Source organism: Nocardia exalbida NBRC 100660 (assembly GCF_000308575.1).
GTDB classification, from domain to species: Bacteria; Actinomycetota; Actinomycetes; order Mycobacteriales; family Mycobacteriaceae; genus Nocardia; species Nocardia exalbida.
This window is the reverse complement of sequence record NZ_BAFZ01000007.1, coordinates 1-22,120: the sequence shown is the minus strand read 5'-3', so window position 1 is coordinate 22,120 and position 22,120 is coordinate 1. Positions and strand designations below refer to the sequence as shown.

Genomic DNA, 22,120 nt, shown 5'->3' with positions numbered 1-22,120 from the left:
CGCAGCGCGCACTTCACCACACACCCCGCCCCTCCCGACAAGTTTCGGGCTGATACCTGAGCACTCTCACCGCCCACCGCAGCGCGCACTTCACCACACACCCCGCCCTGCCAACGGTTTCAGGCCGATACCGCAGCACCGCAATGGCGACGCGCGCACTCTCCCGCACGGCCGACTCGGCCCGCAACAGCCGTGCTGTTCCGCCGCCGTCCCCGGATCGCGTCCACATACGCATCCACCGTGTGATGGATCGAAACGTCGCGCGGCCGAACCGACTGGGGGAGACACTCGTATCGCCCGAAGAGCTTCTGCGCACCAGCTGATGCGTGCGAGGCCACCTTCGGGACCCGGCATCACCGGGATCTCACGGCGGCCACAGCGAGTCGGCCGTACTCGACAGACCAGGCTAGGAGGCGCGCTGGTGCGTGCTGTTCGCCCCGTCCAGCGCCTCACGGATGATGTCGGCGTGCCCCGAGTGATGCGCGATCTCCCGCAGGATGTGCAGCACCGTGTAGCGCACCGACCACCAGACGCGCTCCGGAGTCCACGGCGTCGTCGGAGTGGGGATCGAGGTGTCGAGGCTGTCCACCGAGCGGATCAGCTCGGCCGTCGCCGCGGCAACCTCGTCCCAGGTGGCCAGCAGGCCTGCCACGGTCTCCTCGGGGGCCATCACGTACTCGGCCCCGAACTGCGAGACATCCAGTTCCGCGTTCTCGTCCCGCCGCACGATCACCGACGTCCAGTGCCGTTCGCAGCTGACCAGGTGGTGCAGCAGCCCGCCCAGGGTCAGCTCGCTCACCGTGGTTCGCTTCCGCGCCTGCTCGTCGTCGATGCCACGCAGGGTGATGCGGAAGAGCTCGCGCTGGTCGGCGAGCATCGCCATCAGATCCTCGCGCTCCTGTTCGGTACTCATGGCGCTCAGGCTACGGCTACCGCCACGCGCCGAGAACTCACGACTTCCCGACGCCGGTCTTCTTCGCCGCCGTCTTCTGCGCCGCGGTCTTCTTGGCCACCGTCTTCGTGGTGGTCGCCTTCTTGGCGGCGGTCTTCTTGGCCGCGGTCTTCTTCGCGGGAGCCTTCTTCGCGGCGGCCTTCTTGGCGGTCTTCTTCACCGGCCCGCGAGCCCGCCGGTCGGCGAGCAGCTCCATGGCCCGCTCCGGGGTGATCGACTCGATCTCGTCGCCCTTGCGCAGCGTCGCGTTGGTCTCGCCGTCGGTGACGTACGGACCGAAGCGGCCGTCCTTGATCACCATCGGCTTGCCGCTGGCCGAGTCGTTGCCGAGTTCACGCAGCGGGGCGGCGCTGGACGCCTGCCGCCCACGGCGTTTCGGCTCCGCGTAGATCTTCAGCGCCTCCTCCAGCGTGACGGTGAAGATCTGATCCTCGGTGTTCAGCGAACGCGAGTCGGTGCCCTTCTTCAGGTACGGCCCGTAGCGCCCGTTCTGCGCGGTGATCTCCTCACCGCTCGCCGGGTCGGCACCGACCACACGCGGCAGCGACAGCAGCTTCAGCGCGTCGTCGAGCGTGATAGTGGCCAGGTCCATGGATTTGAAGAGCGAGCCCGTGCGCGGTTTCGGCGCAGCGGCCTTCTTCGTGGTCTTCTTGGCGGGTTCCTGCCCCTGCTCGACCTGCGGTTCGGGCAGGATCTCGGTGACGTACGGGCCGAAACGCCCTTCCTTGGCGACGATTTCGTGCCCCGACTCGGGATCGACGCCGAGCGAACGACCCTCCTGCGGCGTCGAGAACAGCTTCTCGGCGACCTCGGGGGTCAACTCGTCCGGCGGGAGATCGTCCGGCAGGTTGGCCCGCTGCGACACCGGATTACCCTCGGGGTCATCGGGATCGGCGACCATCCGCTCCAGGTATGGCCCGTACTTGCCGACGCGGACCACGACATCGCGTCCGTCGGCATCGCTGAACAGCTTGATGGAGTTGATCTCGCGGGCGTCGATGTCGTCGAGCCGCTCCCCCACCATCTTCTTCAGACCGCCGGACCGCGCGACCGACCCTTCCACACCGTGATCGCCGCCGAAGTAGAAGCTGGACAACCAGTTTCCGCGCTGCTCGCGTCCACCGGCGATGGCGTCGAGATCGTCCTCCATGGCAGCGGTGAAGTCGAAATCGACCAGTCGGCCGAAATGCTCCTCCAGCAAGCCGATCACGGCGAAAGCCACCCACGACGGGACCAGCGCGCTACCGCGCTTATAGACGTAGCCGCGGTCGAGAATCGTCTTGATGATCGACGAATACGTCGACGGGCGGCCGATGCCGAGCTCTTCGAGCGTCTTGATCAGCGACGCCTCGGTGTAGCGCGCGGGCGGGTTGGTGCTGTGCCCATCGGGATTCAGCTCGACCGCCGTCACCGCCTGGCCTTCGTCCAGCGCGGGCAGCCTGGACTCGGCGTCGTCGGACTGGCCGCCCGCCTCCTCGTCGACGCTCTCCACATAGGCCTTCAGGAAGCCGGGGAAGGTGATGGTGCGGCCCGAAGCGGAGAACACGCACTCCTCGCCGGTGCCCGCGACGCCGGTGATGCGCAGCGTCAGCGTGGTGCCCCTGGCGTCGGCCATCTGGGAGGCGACCGTGCGCTGCCAGATGAGTTCGTAGAGCCGGAACTCGTCGTTGTCCAACCGCGCGTGCAACTGACCGGGCGTGGCGAACGTGTCGCCGGCCGGACGGATCGCCTCGTGCGCCTCCTGCGCGTTCTTCACCTTGCGGGTGTACTGCCGTGCGGTCGGGTGCACGAACTCCGAGCCGTAGAGCTGGGTGGCCTGCGCACGGGCCGCTGCGATGGCCGACTCCGACAGCGTCGTGGAGTCGGTACGCATGTAGGTGATGTAGCCGTTCTCGTACAACCGCTGCGCCACCCGCATGGTCCGCTCGGAGGTGAAACGAAGTTTGCGTCCCGCCTCCTGTTGCAGCGTCGAGGTCATGAACGGCGGATAGGGCTTGCGCGTATACGGCTTGGCCTCCGCCGAGGAGACCACCAGGTCGGCGCCGTCCAGCGCCTCGGCCAGCCGCCGCGCGTAACCCTCGTCCAGGACGACGACGCCGCTCGCGGCCTTGAGCTGCCCGTCCGATCCGAAATCGCGCCCCGTGGCGACCCGCGCGCCGTCGACGGTGACCAGACGGGCGCCGAAGGTCCTCGGATTGGTGGCGTCGCCCTCCGCGCCGTTGCCCGCGTCCAGCTTGGCGGCGATGTCCCAGTACTCGGCGGAACGGAACGACATCCGCTCGCGTTCGCGCTGCACGATCACCCGGGTGGCCACCGACTGCACGCGGCCGGCCGACAACCGCGGCATGACCTTCTTCCACAGCACGGGGCTGACCTCGTAGCCGTAGAGCCGGTCCAGGATGCGGCGGGTCTCCTGCGCGTCCACCAGATCGTTGTCGAGGTCGCGGGTGTCCGCGGCGGCGGCCTGGATGGCGGGTTCGGTGATCTCGTGGAACACCATCCGCCGGACCGGCACCTTGGGTTTGAGCGTTTCCAGCAGGTGCCAGGCGATCGCCTCGCCCTCGCGGTCGGGGTCGGTGGCCAGGTAGAGCTCGTCCGCGTCTTTCAGCAGGCTCTTGAGCTCGGTGACCTTGGCCTTCTTATCCGGGCTGACGACATAGATGGGTTCGAAGTCGTTGTCCACATCCACGCCGAGGCGCGCCCATGACTGGCCCTTGTACTTGGCCGGGACATCCGCCGCACCGCGCGGCAGATCCCGGATATGACCGACCGACGCCTCGACCGTGTAGTTACGACCCAGGTACGGCGCGATCTTGCGGGCCTTGGTCGGGGACTCGACGATCACGAGACGACGCAGGGCACGGCCCTGGTCGGCTGCACCGCGGTCTCGTGTTGCCACCGGCGAATACACCTTTCCTGATCGACCCGCGCTGCGTAGTTTCCGCTGTGCGCGGCTTGGGGTGAGCGGCTGCGACGGCTGAACGTCGCACCAGACACGTTTATACCGTGACGCCGCGTGTGGTCGAGTGCTTCCGACTCGAACCACTGAGCGTACGCCCGCCAGTTCGACTCAGTATGCCTGCCGTTTCGCCACACCTGCGCCGCGGCATGCTCGGCGGACCGATCCGCCGGCGCACACGGGCCGTGACTACCCCAGATATAGCTCGTCCCTCACCCCGTTGCCGGTGGTGAGGGACGAGCTGTGGATCCTCGTGCGCTCAGCTGAGTGCACGCACTCCGGTGGCCTGCGGGCCCTTGGTGCCCTGGCCGACCTCGAACTCGACCTTCTGGTTCTCCTCGAGGGTGCGGAAACCCGAACCCTGGATCTCGGAGTAGTGGACGAAGACGTCAGCGGAGCCGTCCTCCGGCGCGATGAAGCCGAACCCCTTCTCCGCGTTGAACCACTTCACAGTTCCCTGTGCCATTCTGTTCCTTCTCTTTTCTTACCGGAACGGCGGACAACTGGGTTCGTCCACCGGGTCCGTTCCGACCGCTGTACTGTTGGTTCCCCCTGCAGGAAAGCACCAAGCACACCGTTCGCAACATCGATCCTGCTGACGGTTTGGACTTTGGATCCGTCCCTCGAACACAGAAGCTTGCGACCAGGAACCAGTGAACCATGTCTTCGGGCAATTCAACAGTCGAGTTACCGACAATTTGCAAAAAAGTTGATCTTGCGAATGCGCAGGTGAGGGACACAATGGTGGAATCCAGACTTGGGGTTCGTTTGCTTAGTGATAACCGAGTCGACGTTCAGCAAAGAAGCTGTGACCCAGGTCGCTATTTGGTATCGAAATGGCAGGTAGGGGTTGCCGGACGCACACGTTTCACACTTCCGGAGCGTGTTGCGGGGTTCGCGTCGTGAATCAGCCGCCCTCAGCGCTCCGTGGACGGCCTCCCGCAGGGCCCAGCTACGGGGCATCGTTGCTGAATCGTGTCCTAACGGGGGTGCCGGACAACGATCCTCGGCTGACGCATGTGGTCGAGCTGCCCGCGCGGGCCGCAGCACACTCCGCCTGGCCCGCTTGGGCATCACCGGATGTGGTTGCGGCATTACGCGACACCGGCCTCGAGGCGCCGTGGCGCCATCAGGTGGAGACGGCGGATACGGCGTTCCACGGACAGCACGTGGTGGTGAGTACCGGGACCGCCTCGGGCAAATCGCTCGGTTACCAGCTTCCGGTGCTCACGGCGCTGCGAGCCGATCCCAAGGCCACCGCGCTGTATCTGTCGCCGACGAAGGCGCTCGGCGCCGATCAATTGCGCGCGATCGGCGCCCTCACGCATGAAGGCCCGTTGCGCGATACCCATCCGGCCACCTACGACGGCGATACACCTGCCGAGATCCGCGAGTGGGTACGCGCCAACGCGCGGTGGATCTTCACCAATCCGGACATGCTCCACCTGGGCATACTGCGATCCCACCAGCGCTGGGCGCGCGTACTGCGCAGGCTGCGTTATGTAGTGGTCGACGAATGCCACGCCTATCGAGGTGTTTTCGGCTCGCATGTCGCGCTGGTGCTGCGCAGGCTGCGGCGGATCGCCGCACAATACGGCGCGGACCCCGTGTTCGTGCTCTGCTCGGCGACCTCGGCCGAACCGGCGGCGGCCGCGTCGCGCCTGATCGGCGCGCCGTGCACCGCGGTCACCACGGACGGATCGCCGCAGGGTCCACGGACCGTCGCGCTCTGGGAACCGCCCTTGCTCACCGCGTTCACCGGCGAGAACGGTGCGCCGGTGCGCAGGCCCGCCACCGCGGAAGCGGCGCGGATCATGGCTGATCTGGTGGCCGAAGGCGCTCGGACCTTGACCTTCGTCCGCTCGCGCCGAGCCGCCGAGCTCACCGCGATGGAGGCCAGGAGACTGCTGACCGAGATCGATCCGGACTTGGCCGCGCGTGTGGCGTCCTACCGCGCGGGATATCTCGCGGAGGACCGGCGCGATCTGGAAGCGGCCTTGTCGGACGGATCGCTACTGGCCGCCGCGACGACCAACGCCTTGGAACTCGGCGTCGATATCGCGGGGCTGGACGCCGTGGTCATCTCCGGTTTTCCCGGAACGGTCGCGTCGTTCTGGCAGCAGGCCGGACGGGCCGGGCGACGCGCTCAGGGATCGCTAGTGCTGCTCGTGGCGCGGGACGACCCGCTGGACACCTACCTGGTCCACCACCCCGAAGCACTGCTGGACAAGCCGGTCGAGGCCACCATCACCGATCCGCGCAATCCCTACGTGCTGGGACCGCAGCTGCTGTGCGCCGCGCTGGAGCTGCCGCTCACCGACGCCGAGGTGGACGAACTCGGCGCAGGCGAGGTCCTTGCCGAGTTGGCGGCGAAAGGATTGATCAGACGGCGCGGAACGGAGGATCGCGCGCGCTGGTACGTGACCGCGGAGACGCAACCGCACGACGCGGTGGATGTCCGGGGCGGCATCGGCGCTCCGATAGCCATCGTGGACGGCGAAACCGGCAGGCTGCTCGGCACCGCGGATGCGGGACGGGCCCGGGCCACGCTGCATCCCGGCGCCGTTCACCTGCACCAGGGCGAGACCTACGTGGTCGACGAGCTGGATCTCGACGACGGCGTGGCCTTCGTACACGCCGCCGAGCCCGGCTGGACCACCAGCGCGCGTCAGGTGACCTCGATCGACATCGATGCGGTGACCGACCGCCGCTCTCACGGTCACGTGACGGCCGGGCTGGCGCGGGTGCGGGTTACCAGTCAGGTGATCGGCTACCTGCGCACGCTGGTCACCGGCGAAGTGCTCGACCTGGTCGAACTCGATCTACCGCCGCAGACACTGCCCACCAGGGCGGTCATGTACACGGTGACACCGGAGCTGCTGGCGCTGGCCGGAATCGAACCCCAGGACGTACCCGGAGCGCTGCACGCGGCCGAGCACGCGGCAATCGGGCTGTTGCCCCTGGTGGCGACCTGCGACCGGTGGGACATCGGCGGCGTCTCCACCGCCGAGCATCCGGACACCGGGCTGCCGACCGTCTTCGTCTACGACGGCCAGGCCGGCGGGGCCGGTTTCGCCGAGCGCGGCTTCGCCCAGCTGCGGCAGTGGCTTTCGGCCACCCTGTCGGCCATCGAGTCGTGCGGCTGCGCCGCCGGTTGCCCGTCCTGCGTCCAATCACCCAAGTGCGGCAACGGGAACCATCCGCTGGACAAGGCGGCAGCGGCACGCCTGCTCACCGCCGTGCTGACCGAACTGTCCGCCGGCGCGAAGGCATCGCACGATTCGTGACGGCGCAGAGTCGGACACGTGACCAATTGTCGACCTTGCCAGCGCACACGCTGGGAAGACTGGGAGACCTCCCAGTGGAATGACACCGCTTCACCCTCCGTGAATAAAAAGGATTAGTTTCATGTTAACTAGAGTATTGCCACTGAGTCCATTGCCGACATGCGCATTCATTGGTATTCGATATCCGGACCCGCGCGGGGAATTCCACGGGCCCGCTTTTTAACCGGCCAGTAGAATTACCGATTTCCGCTACCGGACGCGACGCAAGGGCGACCGTGTATCGAACTCCTCAGCCTTCAACCGGCCCGGCCCGCGCACTCGCTCGAACGACGCGATCGCCATACAGACCTATTGGTACATTCCTTTCCACAACGACCGTGAGGTCCCACTCCGCAACCTCACAGAGGCGGATTCGTGTTCCCATCCGCCGCGCCGCCTCGTCCGCCTCCGCGCATGCGGCTTCGACGCCGGCCACCAACGCGCCCGCCCCGGCGAGCGCCGCCGAATCAGCGGCTGCCTGTGCCCGATGCCGCGTCACCACCACGGTGCCCACCTGGGCGATCAAGAGCGTCACACCGATCAGCCCTACGAGCGCCAGGCAGGTGAAGACTGTGGCCAACCCGTCCTCGCTGGCTGCGCGTCGTGGACTCCGCGCCACGGATGCCTCCCGCCAGGCCGGCCCGGCCACGCCGTCGAGCGGATGGGCGTGGCGCCATGCCGCAGAGCCCATACGGTGTGCGAGTCGGTCGCCGGTTTGGACGTGCTTTGCGGGGTCGCTCAGGTCGGTCATGTCACACCCTCTGTCGAAGTCGGGGTTCGGCCCACCCGTCCTCTGATTGCCGCAGCGTGACGGGTCGGGCAGGCGGTCGGTCGGTCGCCGGGCAGGCGCACCGGACGCGTCGCACCTGTTCTCGAGTACGGCAACCTGCCTCGGGCGCGCGTTTGGCGGCATCGAACGCGCAGCACTCGACCTGCGGTCGGCCCTTCGGAGCAGGACGGCATGGACCGGCGTGGCCTCATCGATCCGGGGCACACCGAGCCGCGGGGTGAGAGACCTTCCATCGTCGGCGCGCCCGCTCGGACATCCGCCGACCAGGCAGACCGCACCGACAACTCTCGTGATGCGCAGCGTGGCCCATGCGGGAACACGCCGTGGCTACCCCCTTTCACTTCGCGACCCCGGGTTCGAGCGTCGCGACCGCTTCCGCGCGGAGGGTGAGCAGCGGTAACAGTGGAGTTCCCGCGGAGACCACGGCTATGGCACGAGTGCCCTCGATGCGGAGTGCGATGTCGGCCGAGGGCGGGGCGATGCGCTCGGCCGCCGGGCGAGCGTTGGCCTGATCGCCTCTAGCGACGAGGCGGGCCGCCTCGCGGGCGGCGTCGACACAGCGGACCTGCGTCGACGCCGCCAGTAGAGCCCCGAGGCAGAGCACGACGGCCGCCATGAGCGCGGTCAATGCGAGCGCGGCCTCGACCGTCACCGCTCCCCGATCGTCGCGCGGTCCCGGAGCGGCACGGCGTCGTTCGGCCGCGGCGACGCCTACACCGACGTGTTGAGCGCCCGGTCGATGATCTTCGTCAGCGCGTTCACGATGCTGTCGCCGGTCACCACCCCGTAGAGCACGGCGCCGAATGCCGCCGCCGCGATCGTGCCGATCGCGTACTCCGCCGTGCTCATGCCGTCCTCCGCGACCACCGCCCGAAGCACTCGTACCCGCAAGCCCATATATACAGCCCTCATCCTCCGGCCCACGGACCTCGCGACCCCCTGGATACGCACCCGATTCCTCCTTTCCGGCCCGTGCGGCCGCTCCGCACGGGCACGCTTGTTCCGAAGCAGTCCGCGGCGCGTGCCGCCGTCTCGGAACCACCTCGCCGCCGCCGATCCGCACACCCGGATCAGGCGAACGCTCGCCTCGCGAAATGCCCGGCGGCGCCACCTCGCCCCGCCGAACCGCCGACCACGCACCGCCGCACCGTGCTCCGCCGAGCCCGTCACACTTCCGAGCCGACACTGTCGGATCGCGAAGCCACGGCACGTCGCGGGATGACAGCAATCCGCTCACACCCGGTCTGCTGCCACACCCCCGCACCGCCGCGCCCTGAACCGCCGAACCCGTCCGAAAGCACCGCGTGCTTCGAGCCGATCTCGTGGAAGGCAAAGCCGCGGGATGCCGCAGGATTACAACAGTCCGCCGTCGAGCACTCGTCCTGCCAAGCCGATGACCACCGGCACTATGCCGAGGCAAACGAAGGCCGGGAGGAAGCACAGACCCAACGGGCCGCCGATCAGGACACCCGCGCGCTCCGCCTTCGCGGCTGCCGCGTCTTCGACGGCGGACCTCTGCTGCTCGGCCAGTTCCAGCACCGCGGCCGCCAGAGATGACCCGGAGCGTGCCGAGCGACGTGCCATCCGGGCCAGTGACTCGATCTCCTCGGCCGCGGGACGCCCATTGGCGTCGCGCGCCACCTGTTCCCAGACCGTGGCCGCGTCGGCCCCCAAGGCGAGCAGGTCCGCGGCGCGGCGCAAGGCTTCGCCGAGCGCTTCGGGCGCCTCCGGCGCCACGGCCCGCGCCGCGCCTGCCATGGGCAGCCCGGCCCGCAGGCAGGCGGCCAGCAGATCGAGAACCGAGGCGACCGCCAGCGGATCCATCCCCTTGTGCGCTCGGCGCGCCGACTCGGTCGGCCCCTGGTGGGCCCGGCCGAAGGCGGGTAGCCGCCGGCTGACGGCGACCCGCCCGGGGACCAGTGCGAGTGCCACCGCTACCAGCAATAACGGCGGCGCCAGATTCGGGGTGAACGCAATCATCAGCCTTCCTCTCCTGCTCTGTGGGGCGAGAACCGCAGACATGACCTGCCGTCAGGCCACACGGCGACATACCGAACGCCACAGCACCGCGCCCACCACACTTCGAGCGACCACCACGGACACCACGCGTAATCAGGCCGAACAGCGGCATACCGAACGCCACAGACGTTCCAGCGCGCCCCACGACCCTCGCGCAAGAACCGCGGACATGACCCCTCATCAGGCCATACGGCGGCACACCGAACGCCACAGACATGCCACCGCGCTCCACAACCCTCGAGCGAAAACCAGGGACGCGACCCGTCGCGTGGCTGCACGGCGGCGTGGCACGCGTCACCGGCGTGCCGGAACTCCCGGAACGCTCGGCGCGAGGATTACCCGCGCGGCCTGCTGGCAGGACACACGGTGACATGCCGCGCTCAGCCGACCTGCCCACGCCGCCGACACACTCGCCGATGAGATCGGCCGGCGGTCGCGGCGATGGGCGGGCACTGCGGACCGGGCGGTGGCTTCGTGCGGCCGTACCGCTCGCGGTTATGGCAGAAACCACCGCTGCAATCGGCGGGCCTACGGACCTCCACATCTCGCCGACGGCTTTCCACGCATCGCGTATCGACGCCGACATCGAAAGCGGCAGGGCAGCTTGGATATTGGGCCGCTCACAGCCGACCGTCGTAAGCCTCTTCATAACAGCACCTTTCGCGTGATCACATCGGTCCACAGCAGGCCCGCGCAGGCCAGGCCCGCGCCGAGCGGAAGCAGCACCGTCCCTGCGGACGAGGCGAAGAGGACGTGCAGCGGCGCTGCGCCCATCATTTGGCCGAGGGCGATGCCGAGAAGCGGCAGGCAGGCGAGGACCGCGGCAGTGGCGCGCGCACCCGCCAGCGCGGCTGTGGTGCGGCCGTGGAATCGAAGGCGGCCCGCGAGATCCGTTCGGGCTGCCGACAGCAACTCGGCCAGCGCCAGGCCATGCCGCTCGGCCACCTGCCAAGCGCCCGTGACCCGGGAAAGTTCTTCGGTGATCAAGGAATCCGGTCTGCGCAGGCCCTCCGCCGCCGAGCCACCGAGCCGGCTGCGTGCGGCGCCGATGGCGAACGCGCGTGCCGATTCGCCCCGCGCCTCACGCGCGGCGGTCTCGGCGGCGGCGCTCGGGTGCGCCCCGACCCGCAGTTCGGCGATCACGGCCTCCAAAGCGTCGAGCAGATGTCCTTGCTCGGCACTCCTGCGCCGGTCCCGCGCCGCCCGGCGGGCCCGCAACCCGACCGTTCCGCCGACCAGGCCGGCCGCGAGGAAAGGACCAGGGCCGAAGATGAGGAGCACAACCACCACGCCTGCGCTCGCCACTGCGCGAAACAGCTTTTCGCGCTCCGGCATCCGATACTCGGCTCGCGCGGTCGACAACCGCTCGAACCGGCGGCGCGACCGCGGCGCCGGGACCACGATCAACGCCAGCGCGAGGCACAAGAGCGCGCCGCTCATCGGTCGAGCCGTTCGGCGAGCAGGCTGGACAGGTCCGTGGCGGCCGGAGCAGCACCCGTGTCGAGCCAGGCGGGCGTGATCCGCACGTGTCCCTCGCCGGTACGGTGCACGAGGCCGATCTCGCGTAAGCCGCGCGAGCCGTCGGATCGACGGTGCACGTGCAGGACGACCTGCACCGCGGCGGCGAGCTGACTGTGCAAGGCCGCTCGATCCATTCCGCCCAAGGCGGCGAGGGCTTCCAAGCGGGCCGGGACTTCTCGCGGTGAGTTGGCGTGCACGGTGCCAGCTCCTCCGTCGTGACCGGTGTTCAACGCGGTCAGCAGGTCGACCACCTCGGCTCCCCTGACCTCGCCGACCACGATCCGGTCCGGCCGCATGCGCAGCGCCTGGCGGACCAGGTCGCGCACGGTGATCTCACCGACGCCCTCTACGTTCGCGGTCCTGGCGACCAGCCGGACCACGTGCGGATGCGGTGGCGCGAGTTCCGCCGCATCCTCGACGCAGACGATCCGCTCGGCGGGGTCCACCGTGGCGAGCAGGCCGGACAGCAGCGTCGTCTTGCCTGCGCCGGTGCCACCGACCACGAGGAATGCCAGCCTCGCCCGGACGATTCGTTTCAGCAGGACCTTCGCGTCGGCGGGCACCGCGCCCGCCGACGCGAGCGCGTCGAGTCCCTGAGTAGCGGGACGAAGGACGCGCAGCGACAGACAGGTGCCCCCGTGCGCGACCGGCGCGAGGACCGCGTGCAAGCGGACACCGAAGGAATCCCCCAGTGCCGCGCCGGTTCCCGTCAGCCGGCCGTCCACCCATGGTTGTGCGTCGTCGAGCCGTCGCCCGGCCGACAATGCCAGGCGCTGCGCCAGCCGCCGTACCGCGGCCTCGTCGGAGAACGTGATCGAAGTCCGCTCCAGACCGTGCCCGCGATCGATCCACACCGCGTCGGGACCTGTCACCAAGACGTCCGCCACGTGCGGATCGTGCAGCAGCGGTTCGAGTACGCCCGCGCCGGTCAGCTCCGTCTGCAACAACCGCAGGGCGCGTAGCAGATCGGTGTCCCCCAGCACCCCGCCCGCTTCGGCGCGTATCGCGGCGGCGACCTGCGCCGGATCGGGATCGCCGGTCTCGGTGGCCAGTCGCTCCCGCACCCGATCCAGCAGCTCGGTGGTCAGTATCGCGCTCATCTTCCCCGCCTCACCTCCGCTGCCCAGGTGGTGCGCTGAGCACGCCGAGCACGGCGTCGGCGGCATCGCGCAACGGTCCGCGCCTGCGGACCGAGATCCCGCAGCGCTCCAGCCGGTGCGCCAGACCGCTCTGGGCACGGACGGCGGCGAGCAGCGGAAGATCGAGCACCTCGGCGACCTCGGGCGCGCGCAGGCCACCGGGCGCCGGGCCGCGAACGATCAGTCCCTGGTTCGGGTTTCGGCGCGCGATGTGCGCGGACACCGCTTCGGCGGCGGCGACCGCCCGCAGGCGCGCCGGGACGACCAGCACCACGAGATCCGCCGAGTCGAGCATCTGGTCGGCATGCGGTCCGCGCTCACCGGAAATGTCGCAAACTACGAAATCGCCTGCGACACGGCCCGCTTCGATCACAGCGCGGACTCCGGCCGCACCGAGCTCGCGTGGCAATCGTCCCGCACCGCAGCGTCCGCAGGACAGTACCGCCAGGCCGGGCGCCGCGATGGGCAGGGCGCCGTGCAACGCGGTCGCGGAGACCCGCCCGTCCTCGATCACCAGATCGGGCCAGCGCAACCCCGCCGTGTTCTCGATACCGAGCAGCAGGTCGAGGCCACCCGCGAAAGGCGCGCCGTCCACCAGCAAGGTCTCGCGCCGGAACCCTTCCGCGGCGGCGCGCAGCGCGACCGCGGCGGCCAAGGTGGATGCTCCGGCCCCACCGCCCGCCCCCGCGACGGCTACCACCACGCCATCGCCCGCACGTTGTTCGCCGTACTCGGCAAACATCTCGATAAGCCCCACCGCCGCGCCGGGCAGGGCGATAGCCCGCTCCGCCCCGACCGAGGCGGCGGCCTGCCAGTCGAGCAAGCCTGGCTCACCATCGGTTACCAACACCACGCCGGTCCGGCGCAGGTATCCTGCCGCGGCCGCCTCCCGCGCCGTATCGGTGTCGAGTATCACCAGCGGAGCGCCCGTCCAGACATGCCTGCCGACCGGTTGGGTCCGTTCATCGAGAGACCGTTCGGCGGCCGCCGCGATACGCCGGACCTCCTCGCGCAGGCGGTCGTCATCGATGAGCACGAGAGCGGGCGGCGGCCCGGTCGGCTCCGATGCTTCGAGGTTCATGCAGGTCAGCGTCGCTGAACACGCACGGACAAAGAAGGGCCGATGTGCTGAATGTGGATAGCTTCCGGGGTGTGGACAACTTCCGAGCCGGGCGTCCTACCGCACTGTCCCTGAAATAGAGGACGGCCCCAGCCGGGGGGGGAGGAGGCTGGGGCCGTCGGGGTTCAGCCCCGGGGGGTCGGGCTGAACGCGCCTGGACCATGTCCAGGTGCCAGCAATACTACACCCAAGCCCCGCCCACAACGCAAGTCTGCCGACGGACATCTTTGTGGCCCTCGTGGCTTCGGCGTCTACGGGGCAAACTCCACCGACGCGCCGTCCGCACGCCCGCCGCCGTTCGGAACACGCGTGCCGATCGGGCACGACCGTCGTCCATCCGCCGCCCACCTGCGGCGGATCGAAGGCAGGGAAGCCACACGACAGGCGCGGCGGACCCGGTCCGCCGGTCCGCCAGGCCACCACACCGGGCTGCCGAGATGATGCGGCCACGCGGCCGAAGCACCGGGGTGAGCCGCCCCGCAGCTCAGCGCCCCTCCGGAGGGAGGCGACTCCGCCGCCTATCCTGGTCAGGTGGACAACTCAGCCCCTACGGGTGGACGCGTCGCGGCCTTCTTCGATCTGGACAAGACCGTCATCGCGAAGTCGAGCACGTTCGTGTTCAGCAAGCCCTTCTTCGCGCAGGGGCTGTTGAACCGCCGCGCCGTCCTGGAGAGCAGCTACGCACATTTCCTGTTCCTGCTGTCCGGCGCCGACCACGACCAGATGGAACGCATGCGCGCCCACCTGACCAGCATGTGCGCGGGCTGGGACGTCGAACAGGTGAAATCCATTGTGGCCGAGACGCTGCACGAGCTGGTCGATCCGCTGATCTACGCGGAGGCCGCCGACTTGATCGCCGACCACAAGATCCGGGGCCACGACGTGGTGATCGTCTCGGCATCCGGCGAGGAGATAGTCGGTCCGATCGCCGAAGCGCTCGGCGCTTCACACACCGCGGCCACCCGGATGGTCGTGGCGGACGGGAAGTACACCGGCGAGGTCGAGTTCTACTGCTACGGCGAGGGCAAGGTCGCCGCTGTCGAAAAACTCGCCGCCGGGGAGGGTTACGACCTGTCGCGCTGCTACGCCTACTCCGATTCGATCACCGATCTGCCCCTGCTCGGCGCGGTGGGGCACCCCACCGCGGTAAACCCGGATCGCAATCTGCGCCGCGAGGCCACCGCACGCGGCTGGCCGATCCTGACCTTCTCCAACCCGGTATCGCTGTGGGCGCGCTTCCAGGCGCCGTCCTCGACGACGGTCGCGGCCACGGCGGCGGTCGGCTTGAGCGCGGTACTGGCGGGCGCGATCAGCTACCGGATGCTGCGCCGCCGACGCTGATATCCGAGCGCTCGAGCACCTCGTGATGCCTGGTCGCCGGATGCTTGCCCACGCATTTGCCGACTTAGCACAGGCCGCGGCGGACCAGGCATTTAACCACGAAACGCCGGAAAACACGCCGATTATTCAATGTCTTACAATCCCTTGATGTGAGTGCAGTCACAGTGTAGAAAGGTAACTACGGAAGGGCGGAAGGCCAAGGCAGTACCGGAGGAGAAGGCACTGTCTCCCGACCATCCTTCCCAGCACGGACACCAGGCACCCACGCGGAGCGCGCCGCGACAAGGGCAGAAGCGTTGTGGGCCTGCGAAATACGGATAGTCGACGGCGAAGGCCTCGCACAGGTTGCGGGGATGAACCGGCCGATGTCCGGATTATCGCCGAGGCCGCAGAACACAACCCACCTAGCACGCTTGGTAACCGGGTAGTCCGTGCTAGCGGGCGGTGAGGTCGACAGACAACGCCGCCCGCTTTGATGTGTCCGGGGGGGTTATCCCGCCGCCGAGTCGGCGATCGATGTGGCTTCGCGCGCACCGTCTTCGAAGGCCGCGCAGCAGAAGATCACCCATCCGCCGACGGCCTCCGCATCCCCGGAGTCGAACCCGGCGGCCGCGTCCAGGTACGCCTGACGCCTGCGCAACAAGAACACCTCCGGCACGCCGAGACTGTGCGGGTCCAGCCCACTGGACACCGCGACCAGCCGGGACGCCGCCCGCGCGACCACGCCGTCGGCCGTGCCGAACGGCTTCAGCGCCAGTAGCTCACCGTGTACTACGGCGGCGAGCACCGGGGCGGGCGCGCGGGAACCGACCACCGTTTGCGCCAGCAGGTCCAGCCGCTGCGCTACGCCGGAGTCGAAGCGCGGCCTGCCGAGCGACTCCTCCCGCGGCACCAGATCGGCCGCGGCGAGCAGATGCAGCCGCGCCAATGCCTGGAGCGGAGCGCGCTGCCAGGTGCGCACCAGATTCCGCAGCGCGTCCCCGTCCAGCGCCTGACCGACGCGCAACGACCCGGCCAGTATCGGGTCCGCCACCCGCCCGTCGGCGGGGATGTCCGTGCTGCCCCCGTCGATGGCCGCCGAGGACCGCGCCGCGCGCACCGCGGCCTCGGCCGCCGTGGTCGGCCACCCGCGCCGGTTCGCTTTGTGCCGGTGCACCTCGGCGAGCGCGTCGCGGGCGCGGTCGGCCGCGTCCCGGACACCGGGAAGATCGACGAGGGGCTGCAGCGGATCGGTCACGGCATACGAGGCTACTTGCGGCCGCGCGGACCGATCCGCGCGCCCGGCTCCCCTACCCGGCCAGCAGATCGCGTCCCGGAATCGCGTCGAGCAGCTTGCGCGTGTACTCCTGCCGGGGGTGGTCGAACACCTCGTCGGTCGTCGCCGCTTCGACCACCTTGCCGCGCTGCATGACGAGCACGTCGTCGGCGATCTGCCGGACGACGGCCAGATCGTGGGTGATGAACAGATAGGCCAGACCCAGCTCGGCCTGCAGCTCGTTGAGCAGCCGGAGGATCTGAGCCTGCACCAGCACGTCGAGGGCGGACACCGCCTCGTCGCACACCACCACCTCCGGCCGGAGTGCGAGCGCACGCGCGACGGCCACGCGCTGACGCTGCCCCCCGGACAGCTCGTTGGGGTAGCGCCGCAGCACATCGGCCGGCAGCGCCACCTTGTCGAGCAGCTCCCGCACGGTCGCCTCCCGTTCTTCGGGAGTGCCGATCCGATGGGTGCGCAACGGCTCCTCGACGGTGCGGTAGATGGTGTACATGGGGTCGAGCGAGCCGTAGGGGTCCTGGAAGATCGGTTGCACCCTGCGGCGGAAGGCGAACGCGCCCTTGCGGTCCAGGGCGGTCACGTCCTTGCCGTCGAACGTGACCGTGCCGGAGGTGGGCGCGAGCAGCCCCAGCACCATCTGCGCCACCGTCGTCTTGCCCGAGCCGGATTCGCCGACGATCGCCGTGGTCGACCCGCGCCGCAGCCGGAACGACACATCGTCCACGGCGACGAATTCGGTCGATTTCCACGGCGTGCGCTCACGGATGCGGAACGTCTTCGTCAGGTGCTCGGCGGCCAGCACCTCGTCCGGAACCACCGTGAGTTCCGTGTCGGCCGCCGCCACCTGCTCGGCCACCTGGACGGCCTGCGCGCGGATCTGTGCCCGGCGCCGCACCGCCGAGCGCCGCGCGGCCAGCGACGGCGCCGAACTCACCAGCCGCTTGGTGTACAGGTGCTGGGGATCGCGCAGAATCCGCAGGGCCGGGCCGGATTCCACGACGCGGCCGCGATACATCACCACCAGGTGTTCGGCCCGCTCCGCCGCCAGGCCCAGGTCGTGGGTGATCAGCAGCACGGCGGTGCCGAGTTCGGCGGTGAGCCGGTCGAGATGGTCGAGGATCTGCCGCTGCACGGTCACGTCGAGCGCCGAGGTCGGTTCGTCCGCGATGAGCAGCTTGGGCCGGCAGGACAGGCCGATCGCGATCAGCGCGCGCTGGCGCATGCCGCCGGAGAACTCGTGCGGATACTGGTTCACCCGGCGTTCGGCGTCGGGCATGCCCGCTTCCTCGAGCAGCTCCACGGCCCGTTTCCTGGCGGCCTTGCCCTTCGCGATGCCGTTGGCCTCCAACGTCTCGCGGATCTGGAATCCGACCTTCCACACCGGATTCAGATTCGACATCGGGTCCTGCGGGACGAGCCCGATGCCGCTGCCGCGGACCGCGACGATTTGTCGTGCGGAGGCCGCCGTGAGGTCCGTGCCGTCGAATCTGATCGTGCCGGAGGTGATCCGGCCCGTGCCGGGCAGCAGGTCGATGATCGCGTGCGCGGTGGTCGACTTCCCCGAACCGGATTCGCCGACGATGGCCACGGTCTGCCCGGGATAGACCGACAGGCTCACATCCCGGACCGCGGGCACCGGCTTGCCGTCGGCGGTGAAACTCACGTTCAGATCGGTGATCTCCAGCAGCGGGCGCTCGGTCTCGCTCATCGCTTCCTCGCCTTCGGATCGAGGGCGTCCCGCACGGCGTCGCCCAGCATGATGAAGCTCAGCACGGTCAGCGCGAGCGCCGTCGCCGGATAGAACAGGATGGCCGAGGTGCGGATCTCCTTCTGCCCGGTGGCGATATCCGCACCCCAGGACACCACCGTGCGCGGCAGGCCGACGCCGAGATAGGACAGCGTCGCCTCGGTGACGATGAAGACGCCCAGCCACAGCGTGGTCACCACGATCAGCGGTCCCGCCGCGTTCGGCAGCACGTGACGCAGCAGCGTCCGGATGCGGGAGACGCCCAATGCTTTCGCCGCCGTGACGTAGTCGCTGTTCCTCGCTTGGATGACGGCGCTGCGCGCGATCCGCGCCGCCTGCGGCCAGGTGAACGAGGCGAGGATGACGATCACCGTCCAGATCGTGCGCGCGTCCAGCAGCTGCATGATCACGATGGCGGCCAGCATCAGCGGAATCGCGTAGAAGATCTCGGCGACCCGGGAGACGATCGAGTCCAGCGGCCCGCCGTAGAAGCCCGACAGCGCCCCGAGCGTCCCGCCGATCAGTACGAACAGCAGCGTCGCGCCGACACCGGCGAGCACGGAGGCCCGCGCGCCGTACACCGTCCGGGCGTAGATGTCGCAGCCCTGCTTGTCGAAACCGAACGGGTGGCCCGCGCCGCGCGGATCCATGCTGAAATCGCCGTTGCAATACCGCGGGTCCTGATCGGTGAACAACCCCGGCCAGATCACCACGATCAGCACGAACACGATCAGCACCGCCGCCACGACGAAGATCGGGTTGCGCCGCAGCTGCCGCCACGCGTCGCGCCAGATGCTGGTCGGCGCGCCTGCGGCGGGCACGGCGTCGGTGGCGAGCACCTCGACCTCGTCGGGCGGCGCGACGAAGTGCTCCTGGCCGCGGCGCGGCTGCCCCTCGGTCGGGTCAGGCATAGCGGATCCTCGGGTCGAGTGCGGCGTAGAGCAGGTCTACGACCAGGTTGGTGACCAGGAAGATGACGATCAGCACCGTGACGAAGGAGACCACGGTCGGCGGTTCGCCCCTGGTGATGGCCTGGTAGAGCGTGCCGCCGACGCCCGGGATGTTGAAGATGCCCTCGGTGACGATCGCGCCGCCCATCAGGGCGCCGAGATCGGCGCCGAGAAACGTGACCACCGGGATCATCGAGTTGCGCAAGATGTGCACGGTCACCACACGCGGCCTGCCGAGTCCCTTGGCGGTCGCGGTGCGCACGTAGTCGGCGGACATGTTCTCCGCCACCGAGTTCCGGGTCAGTCGCAGAACGTAGGCGAACGACAGCGAGCCGAGCACGAACGCGGGCACCAGCAGCTCACCGACCGTCGCCTTGCCGGACACGGTCACCGGAACGATCCCCCACTTCACCCCGAGCAGATACTGCGCGAGGAAGCCCACCACGAAGACCGGCACCGCGATGACGATCAGGCTGACCACGAGCATCGTCGAATCGAACAGTTTGCCTTTGCGCAGCCCGGCGATCAGGCCGAACAGCACCCCGAAGACCGACTCGATCAGCACGGCCATGAGCGCCAGCTTGATGGTGATCGGGAACGCGCGCGCGAGTTCGTCCCGCACCGGCCTGCCGGAGAAGGCGGTGCCGAAGTCCAGCGTGACGATGCCCTTCAGGTACAGCAGGTACTGCACGAGGAAGGGCTCGTCGAGGTGGTAGCGCGCCCGCAGCTGTGCCTCGACCGCGGGCGTCATCGGTTTGTCACCGGCCAGCGCGTGGATCGGATCGCCCGGGACGAGGAACACCAGGGCGTAGATGAGCAGCGTCGCCCCGAGGAACACGGGGATCATCTGAAGCAGACGCCGCACGACATACCAGGCCATTTCGCCTCCTGGGTAGCGCCGCCGAGCGTCGTGCGGACGCCGGGCGGCTGGCGGCTACTTCTCGATGTTCTCGAAGGCGAACAGACCGTTCCAGGCGAGTTCGGCATTCCGCACCCGGTCGGAGCGGCCCGCCGCGGCCACGTAATCGAACACGGGAATGTCGGCCAGGTCCTTGATCAACAGCGCCTGCGCCTGCGCGACGAGCTTGTAGGACTCCTCCTGGGTCGACGCGGCCAAGGCGGCATCGAGCAAGCGGTCGAACTCGGGACTGTTGTAGTCCACGTTGTTGGTGTCGGAGTAGCTGTAGTACTGCGAGGTGAGGAACTGCAGCATGGTCGGGTAGTCGCCCTGCCAGCCGTAGCGGAACGCCTTGTTGATCGTGTGCGCGTTCACCTCGTCGCGGATGTTCTTGAACGTCGGGTACGGCACGCCGATGGCGTCGATGCCGAGGGTGTTCTTGACGCTGTTGGCCACCGCCTCCACCCAGGCCTGATGGCCGCCGTCGGAGTTGTAGGCGATCTCGTAGCGGCCCGACCACGGCGATATCGCGTCGGCCTGCGCCCACACCTTTCTGGCCTCGTCGGGGTTGTACTTCAGCACCTCCGTGCCGGGCAGGTTCGCGTCGAAGCCGGGCAGCGTGCTGGCAGTGAAGTCGCGCGCCGGGATCCGGGTGCCGTGGAAGATGTTCTGCGCGATCTGTTCCCGGTTGATCGCCATCGAGATCGCGCGGCGCCGCAGCAGTCCCTCCTGGCCGGTGAAGTGCGCGACATTCGCCTGGATGCCGATGTGCTGATTCTGGGCGGTCGGCTTGGTGATCGCGCGGTCCCCGAGATCCTGCTGATAGGAGGTGAGCGCGCTGTCGGGCACGGTGTCGAGCGCGTCGAGGTTGCCCGCCTGCAGGTCCGCGTACGCGGTATCGAAGGACTGGTACATCACGAACCGCAGCCCTTTGTTCTTGGCCGGGCGCCCGCCGGGGTATTCCGGGTTGGGCACCAGATCGATCTTGACGTTGTGCTCCCACGCCCCGGTCCGGGCGAACTTGTACGGGCCGTTGCCGATCGGGTTCTCACCGAACGCCTTCATGTCCTTGAAGGCGGCTTCGGGCAGCGGATAGAACGGCGCGTACCCGAGTTCGGTCTCGAAGTCGATCGACGGAGCTTTCAGCTCGATGGTGAACGTGCGGTCATCGATCACCTTCAGGCCCGACATCGTCTGTGCCTTCGGCTTTTCCGCGGACACCTCGTCGAAACCGACGATGGGGCCGAACACGTAGCTCTGTAACTGCGCGTTGCTGCCGAGGGCCCCGTAGTTCCACGCGTCGACGAACGACTTCGCCGTCACCGGGGTGCCGTCGGTGAACTTCCAGCCGGGCTTGATGGTCACCCGGTAGTTCTTCCGATCCGTGGTCTGGATCGACTCTGCCATCTCGTCGTGCGCCTTGCCGTCGGCGTCGTAGTACTTCAAGCCCGCGAACAGCCGGTCGACCACGCGCCCGCCCATGTTCTCGTTGGTGTTGGTGGGCACCAGGGGATTCTGCGGCTCACCGCCGTTGACGGTGACGATGTCGGCATCGGCGCCGTCACCGGAGGAACATGCCGACAGCCCGAGGCTCGTGGCCAGTACGACTGCCGCCGTCAACGCCATCGCTCTGTGGAATTTCAACGCGTCCTCCCGGTGCGAGAAGGGGGGAGCCGATCGGCACCCGCGCGAGATCCATCAGCGCATGCCGACACGATCCCCCTGTGTGGTTGGCAGAGTAGCCACCGGCGGGGGCACTGTCACCTGATTGCTCCGAGTGGATTGCACTTGTTACCGATCCGGCAACATCGCCGAAACACCCGAAGTTTCGTGCGCAAATGACCATTCGGCCGGAACTTTGGTTCCGTCGAGACGAGGCGGGAGGCGCCGCCCGCGGCACCTCCCTGGCGGACGCGCGGCGGCGTGGGCAGGCGAAACCCGGCAGGCACACCGTACGCGGCGTGGGTCACAGTTGATTACTGTCGAACTCGGCTGCGTCGATTCGTGCGCTCAGGCTACGTGGAAAGAAGAGACGAGATGACTGAAACCAGCGCCGACCCCAGGGACTCGTACCCGCCGACC

At 68.6% G+C, this 22,120-nt stretch carries 17 protein-coding genes; 2 read left to right on the top strand and 15 right to left on the bottom strand.

Going from position 1 to position 22,120, the window contains the following annotated elements:
- Positions 1-406 precede the first annotated feature (406 nt).
- From ON29_RS02590 to ON29_RS02580, 3 genes are all read right to left on the bottom strand, one after another.
- Positions 407-913, bottom strand: a complete 507-nt coding sequence (locus ON29_RS02590; RefSeq protein WP_040864506.1) for a mycothiol transferase — start codon at positions 911-913, stop codon at positions 407-409.
- Positions 914-950: 37 nt separating this feature from the next.
- Positions 951-3,797 carry a type I DNA topoisomerase gene (gene topA, locus ON29_RS02585; RefSeq protein WP_373283844.1) on the bottom strand — a complete coding sequence of 949 codons (2,847 nt, stop codon included), beginning with the start codon at positions 3,795-3,797 and terminating at the stop codon, positions 951-953.
- Positions 3,798-4,170: 373 nt separating this feature from the next.
- Positions 4,171-4,377, bottom strand: a complete 207-nt coding sequence (locus tag ON29_RS02580; RefSeq protein WP_011206895.1) for a cold-shock protein — start codon at positions 4,375-4,377, stop codon at positions 4,171-4,173.
- A gap of 436 nt (positions 4,378-4,813) precedes the next feature.
- Here ON29_RS02580 and sftH point away from each other — a divergent pair, with 436 nt between their 5' ends.
- The gene (sftH, locus tag ON29_RS02575; RefSeq protein ID WP_040864505.1) at positions 4,814-7,198 is read left to right on the top strand and encodes a DEAD/DEAH box helicase; all 2,385 of its coding nucleotides are present in this window, start codon (positions 4,814-4,816) and stop codon (positions 7,196-7,198) included.
- Between the two features lie 289 nt (positions 7,199-7,487).
- Here sftH and ON29_RS02570 read toward each other — a convergent pair whose 3' ends face one another.
- The 7 genes from ON29_RS02570 to ssd form a co-directional block, all read right to left on the bottom strand.
- A complete protein-coding gene (locus ON29_RS02570; RefSeq protein WP_306307205.1) occupies positions 7,488-7,988 on the bottom strand; it encodes an Rv3654c family TadE-like protein in 501 nt (166 codons plus the stop codon).
- Between the two features lie 376 nt (positions 7,989-8,364).
- Positions 8,365-8,679 carry a TadE family type IV pilus minor pilin gene (locus ON29_RS02565; RefSeq protein ID WP_040864504.1) on the bottom strand — a complete coding sequence of 105 codons (315 nt, stop codon included), beginning with the start codon at positions 8,677-8,679 and terminating at the stop codon, positions 8,365-8,367.
- 59 nt (positions 8,680-8,738) lie between these two features.
- Positions 8,739-8,924, bottom strand: a complete 186-nt coding sequence (locus tag ON29_RS02560; protein WP_040864503.1) for a DUF4244 domain-containing protein — start codon at positions 8,922-8,924, stop codon at positions 8,739-8,741.
- 456 nt (positions 8,925-9,380) lie between these two features.
- Positions 9,381-10,007 (bottom strand): type II secretion system F family protein, encoded by a 627-nt coding sequence (locus ON29_RS02555; protein ID WP_040864502.1) that lies wholly within the window; start codon positions 10,005-10,007, stop codon positions 9,381-9,383.
- Positions 10,008-10,691: 684 nt separating this feature from the next.
- Positions 10,692-11,486 (bottom strand): type II secretion system F family protein, encoded by a 795-nt coding sequence (locus tag ON29_RS02550; RefSeq protein WP_040864501.1) that lies wholly within the window; start codon positions 11,484-11,486, stop codon positions 10,692-10,694.
- Positions 11,483-12,667 (bottom strand): TadA family conjugal transfer-associated ATPase, encoded by a 1,185-nt coding sequence (locus ON29_RS02545; protein ID WP_040864500.1) that lies wholly within the window; start codon positions 12,665-12,667, stop codon positions 11,483-11,485. Before ON29_RS02545 ends, ON29_RS02550 begins: the two co-directional genes overlap by 4 nt.
- Positions 12,668-12,677: 10 nt before the next feature.
- The gene (ssd, locus tag ON29_RS02540; RefSeq protein ID WP_051174812.1) at positions 12,678-13,787 is read right to left on the bottom strand and encodes a septum site-determining protein Ssd; all 1,110 of its coding nucleotides are present in this window, start codon (positions 13,785-13,787) and stop codon (positions 12,678-12,680) included.
- 570 nt (positions 13,788-14,357) lie between these two features.
- Here ssd and ON29_RS02535 point away from each other — a divergent pair.
- Positions 14,358-15,167 carry an HAD-IB family hydrolase gene (locus ON29_RS02535; RefSeq protein WP_040864499.1) on the top strand — a complete coding sequence of 270 codons (810 nt, stop codon included), beginning with the start codon at positions 14,358-14,360 and terminating at the stop codon, positions 15,165-15,167.
- Between the two features lie 490 nt (positions 15,168-15,657).
- Here the strand turns inward: ON29_RS02535 and ON29_RS02530 are convergent, their stop codons facing one another.
- The 5 genes from ON29_RS02530 to ON29_RS02510 are packed head-to-tail and all read right to left on the bottom strand — an operon-like array spanning position 15,658 to position 21,664.
- Entirely contained in the window at positions 15,658-16,404 is a 747-nt protein-coding gene (locus ON29_RS02530; RefSeq protein ID WP_040864498.1) for a Fic family protein, read from the bottom strand.
- Between the two features lie 52 nt (positions 16,405-16,456).
- Positions 16,457-18,151, bottom strand: coding sequence for a dipeptide ABC transporter ATP-binding protein (locus ON29_RS02525; protein ID WP_040864497.1), 1,695 nt, complete (start codon positions 18,149-18,151; stop codon positions 16,457-16,459).
- Positions 18,148-19,101 carry an ABC transporter permease gene (locus ON29_RS02520; RefSeq protein ID WP_040864496.1) on the bottom strand — a complete coding sequence of 318 codons (954 nt, stop codon included), beginning with the start codon at positions 19,099-19,101 and terminating at the stop codon, positions 18,148-18,150. The genes ON29_RS02525 and ON29_RS02520 overlap by 4 nt, the downstream gene beginning before the upstream one ends.
- The gene (locus ON29_RS02515) at positions 19,094-20,020 is read right to left on the bottom strand and encodes an ABC transporter permease (RefSeq protein WP_040864495.1); all 927 of its coding nucleotides are present in this window, start codon (positions 20,018-20,020) and stop codon (positions 19,094-19,096) included. The genes ON29_RS02520 and ON29_RS02515 overlap by 8 nt, the downstream gene beginning before the upstream one ends.
- 54 nt (positions 20,021-20,074) lie before the next feature.
- Positions 20,075-21,664 (bottom strand): peptide ABC transporter substrate-binding protein, encoded by a 1,590-nt coding sequence (locus ON29_RS02510; RefSeq protein ID WP_040864494.1) that lies wholly within the window; start codon positions 21,662-21,664, stop codon positions 20,075-20,077.
- Positions 21,665-22,120: the final 456 nt, after the last annotated feature.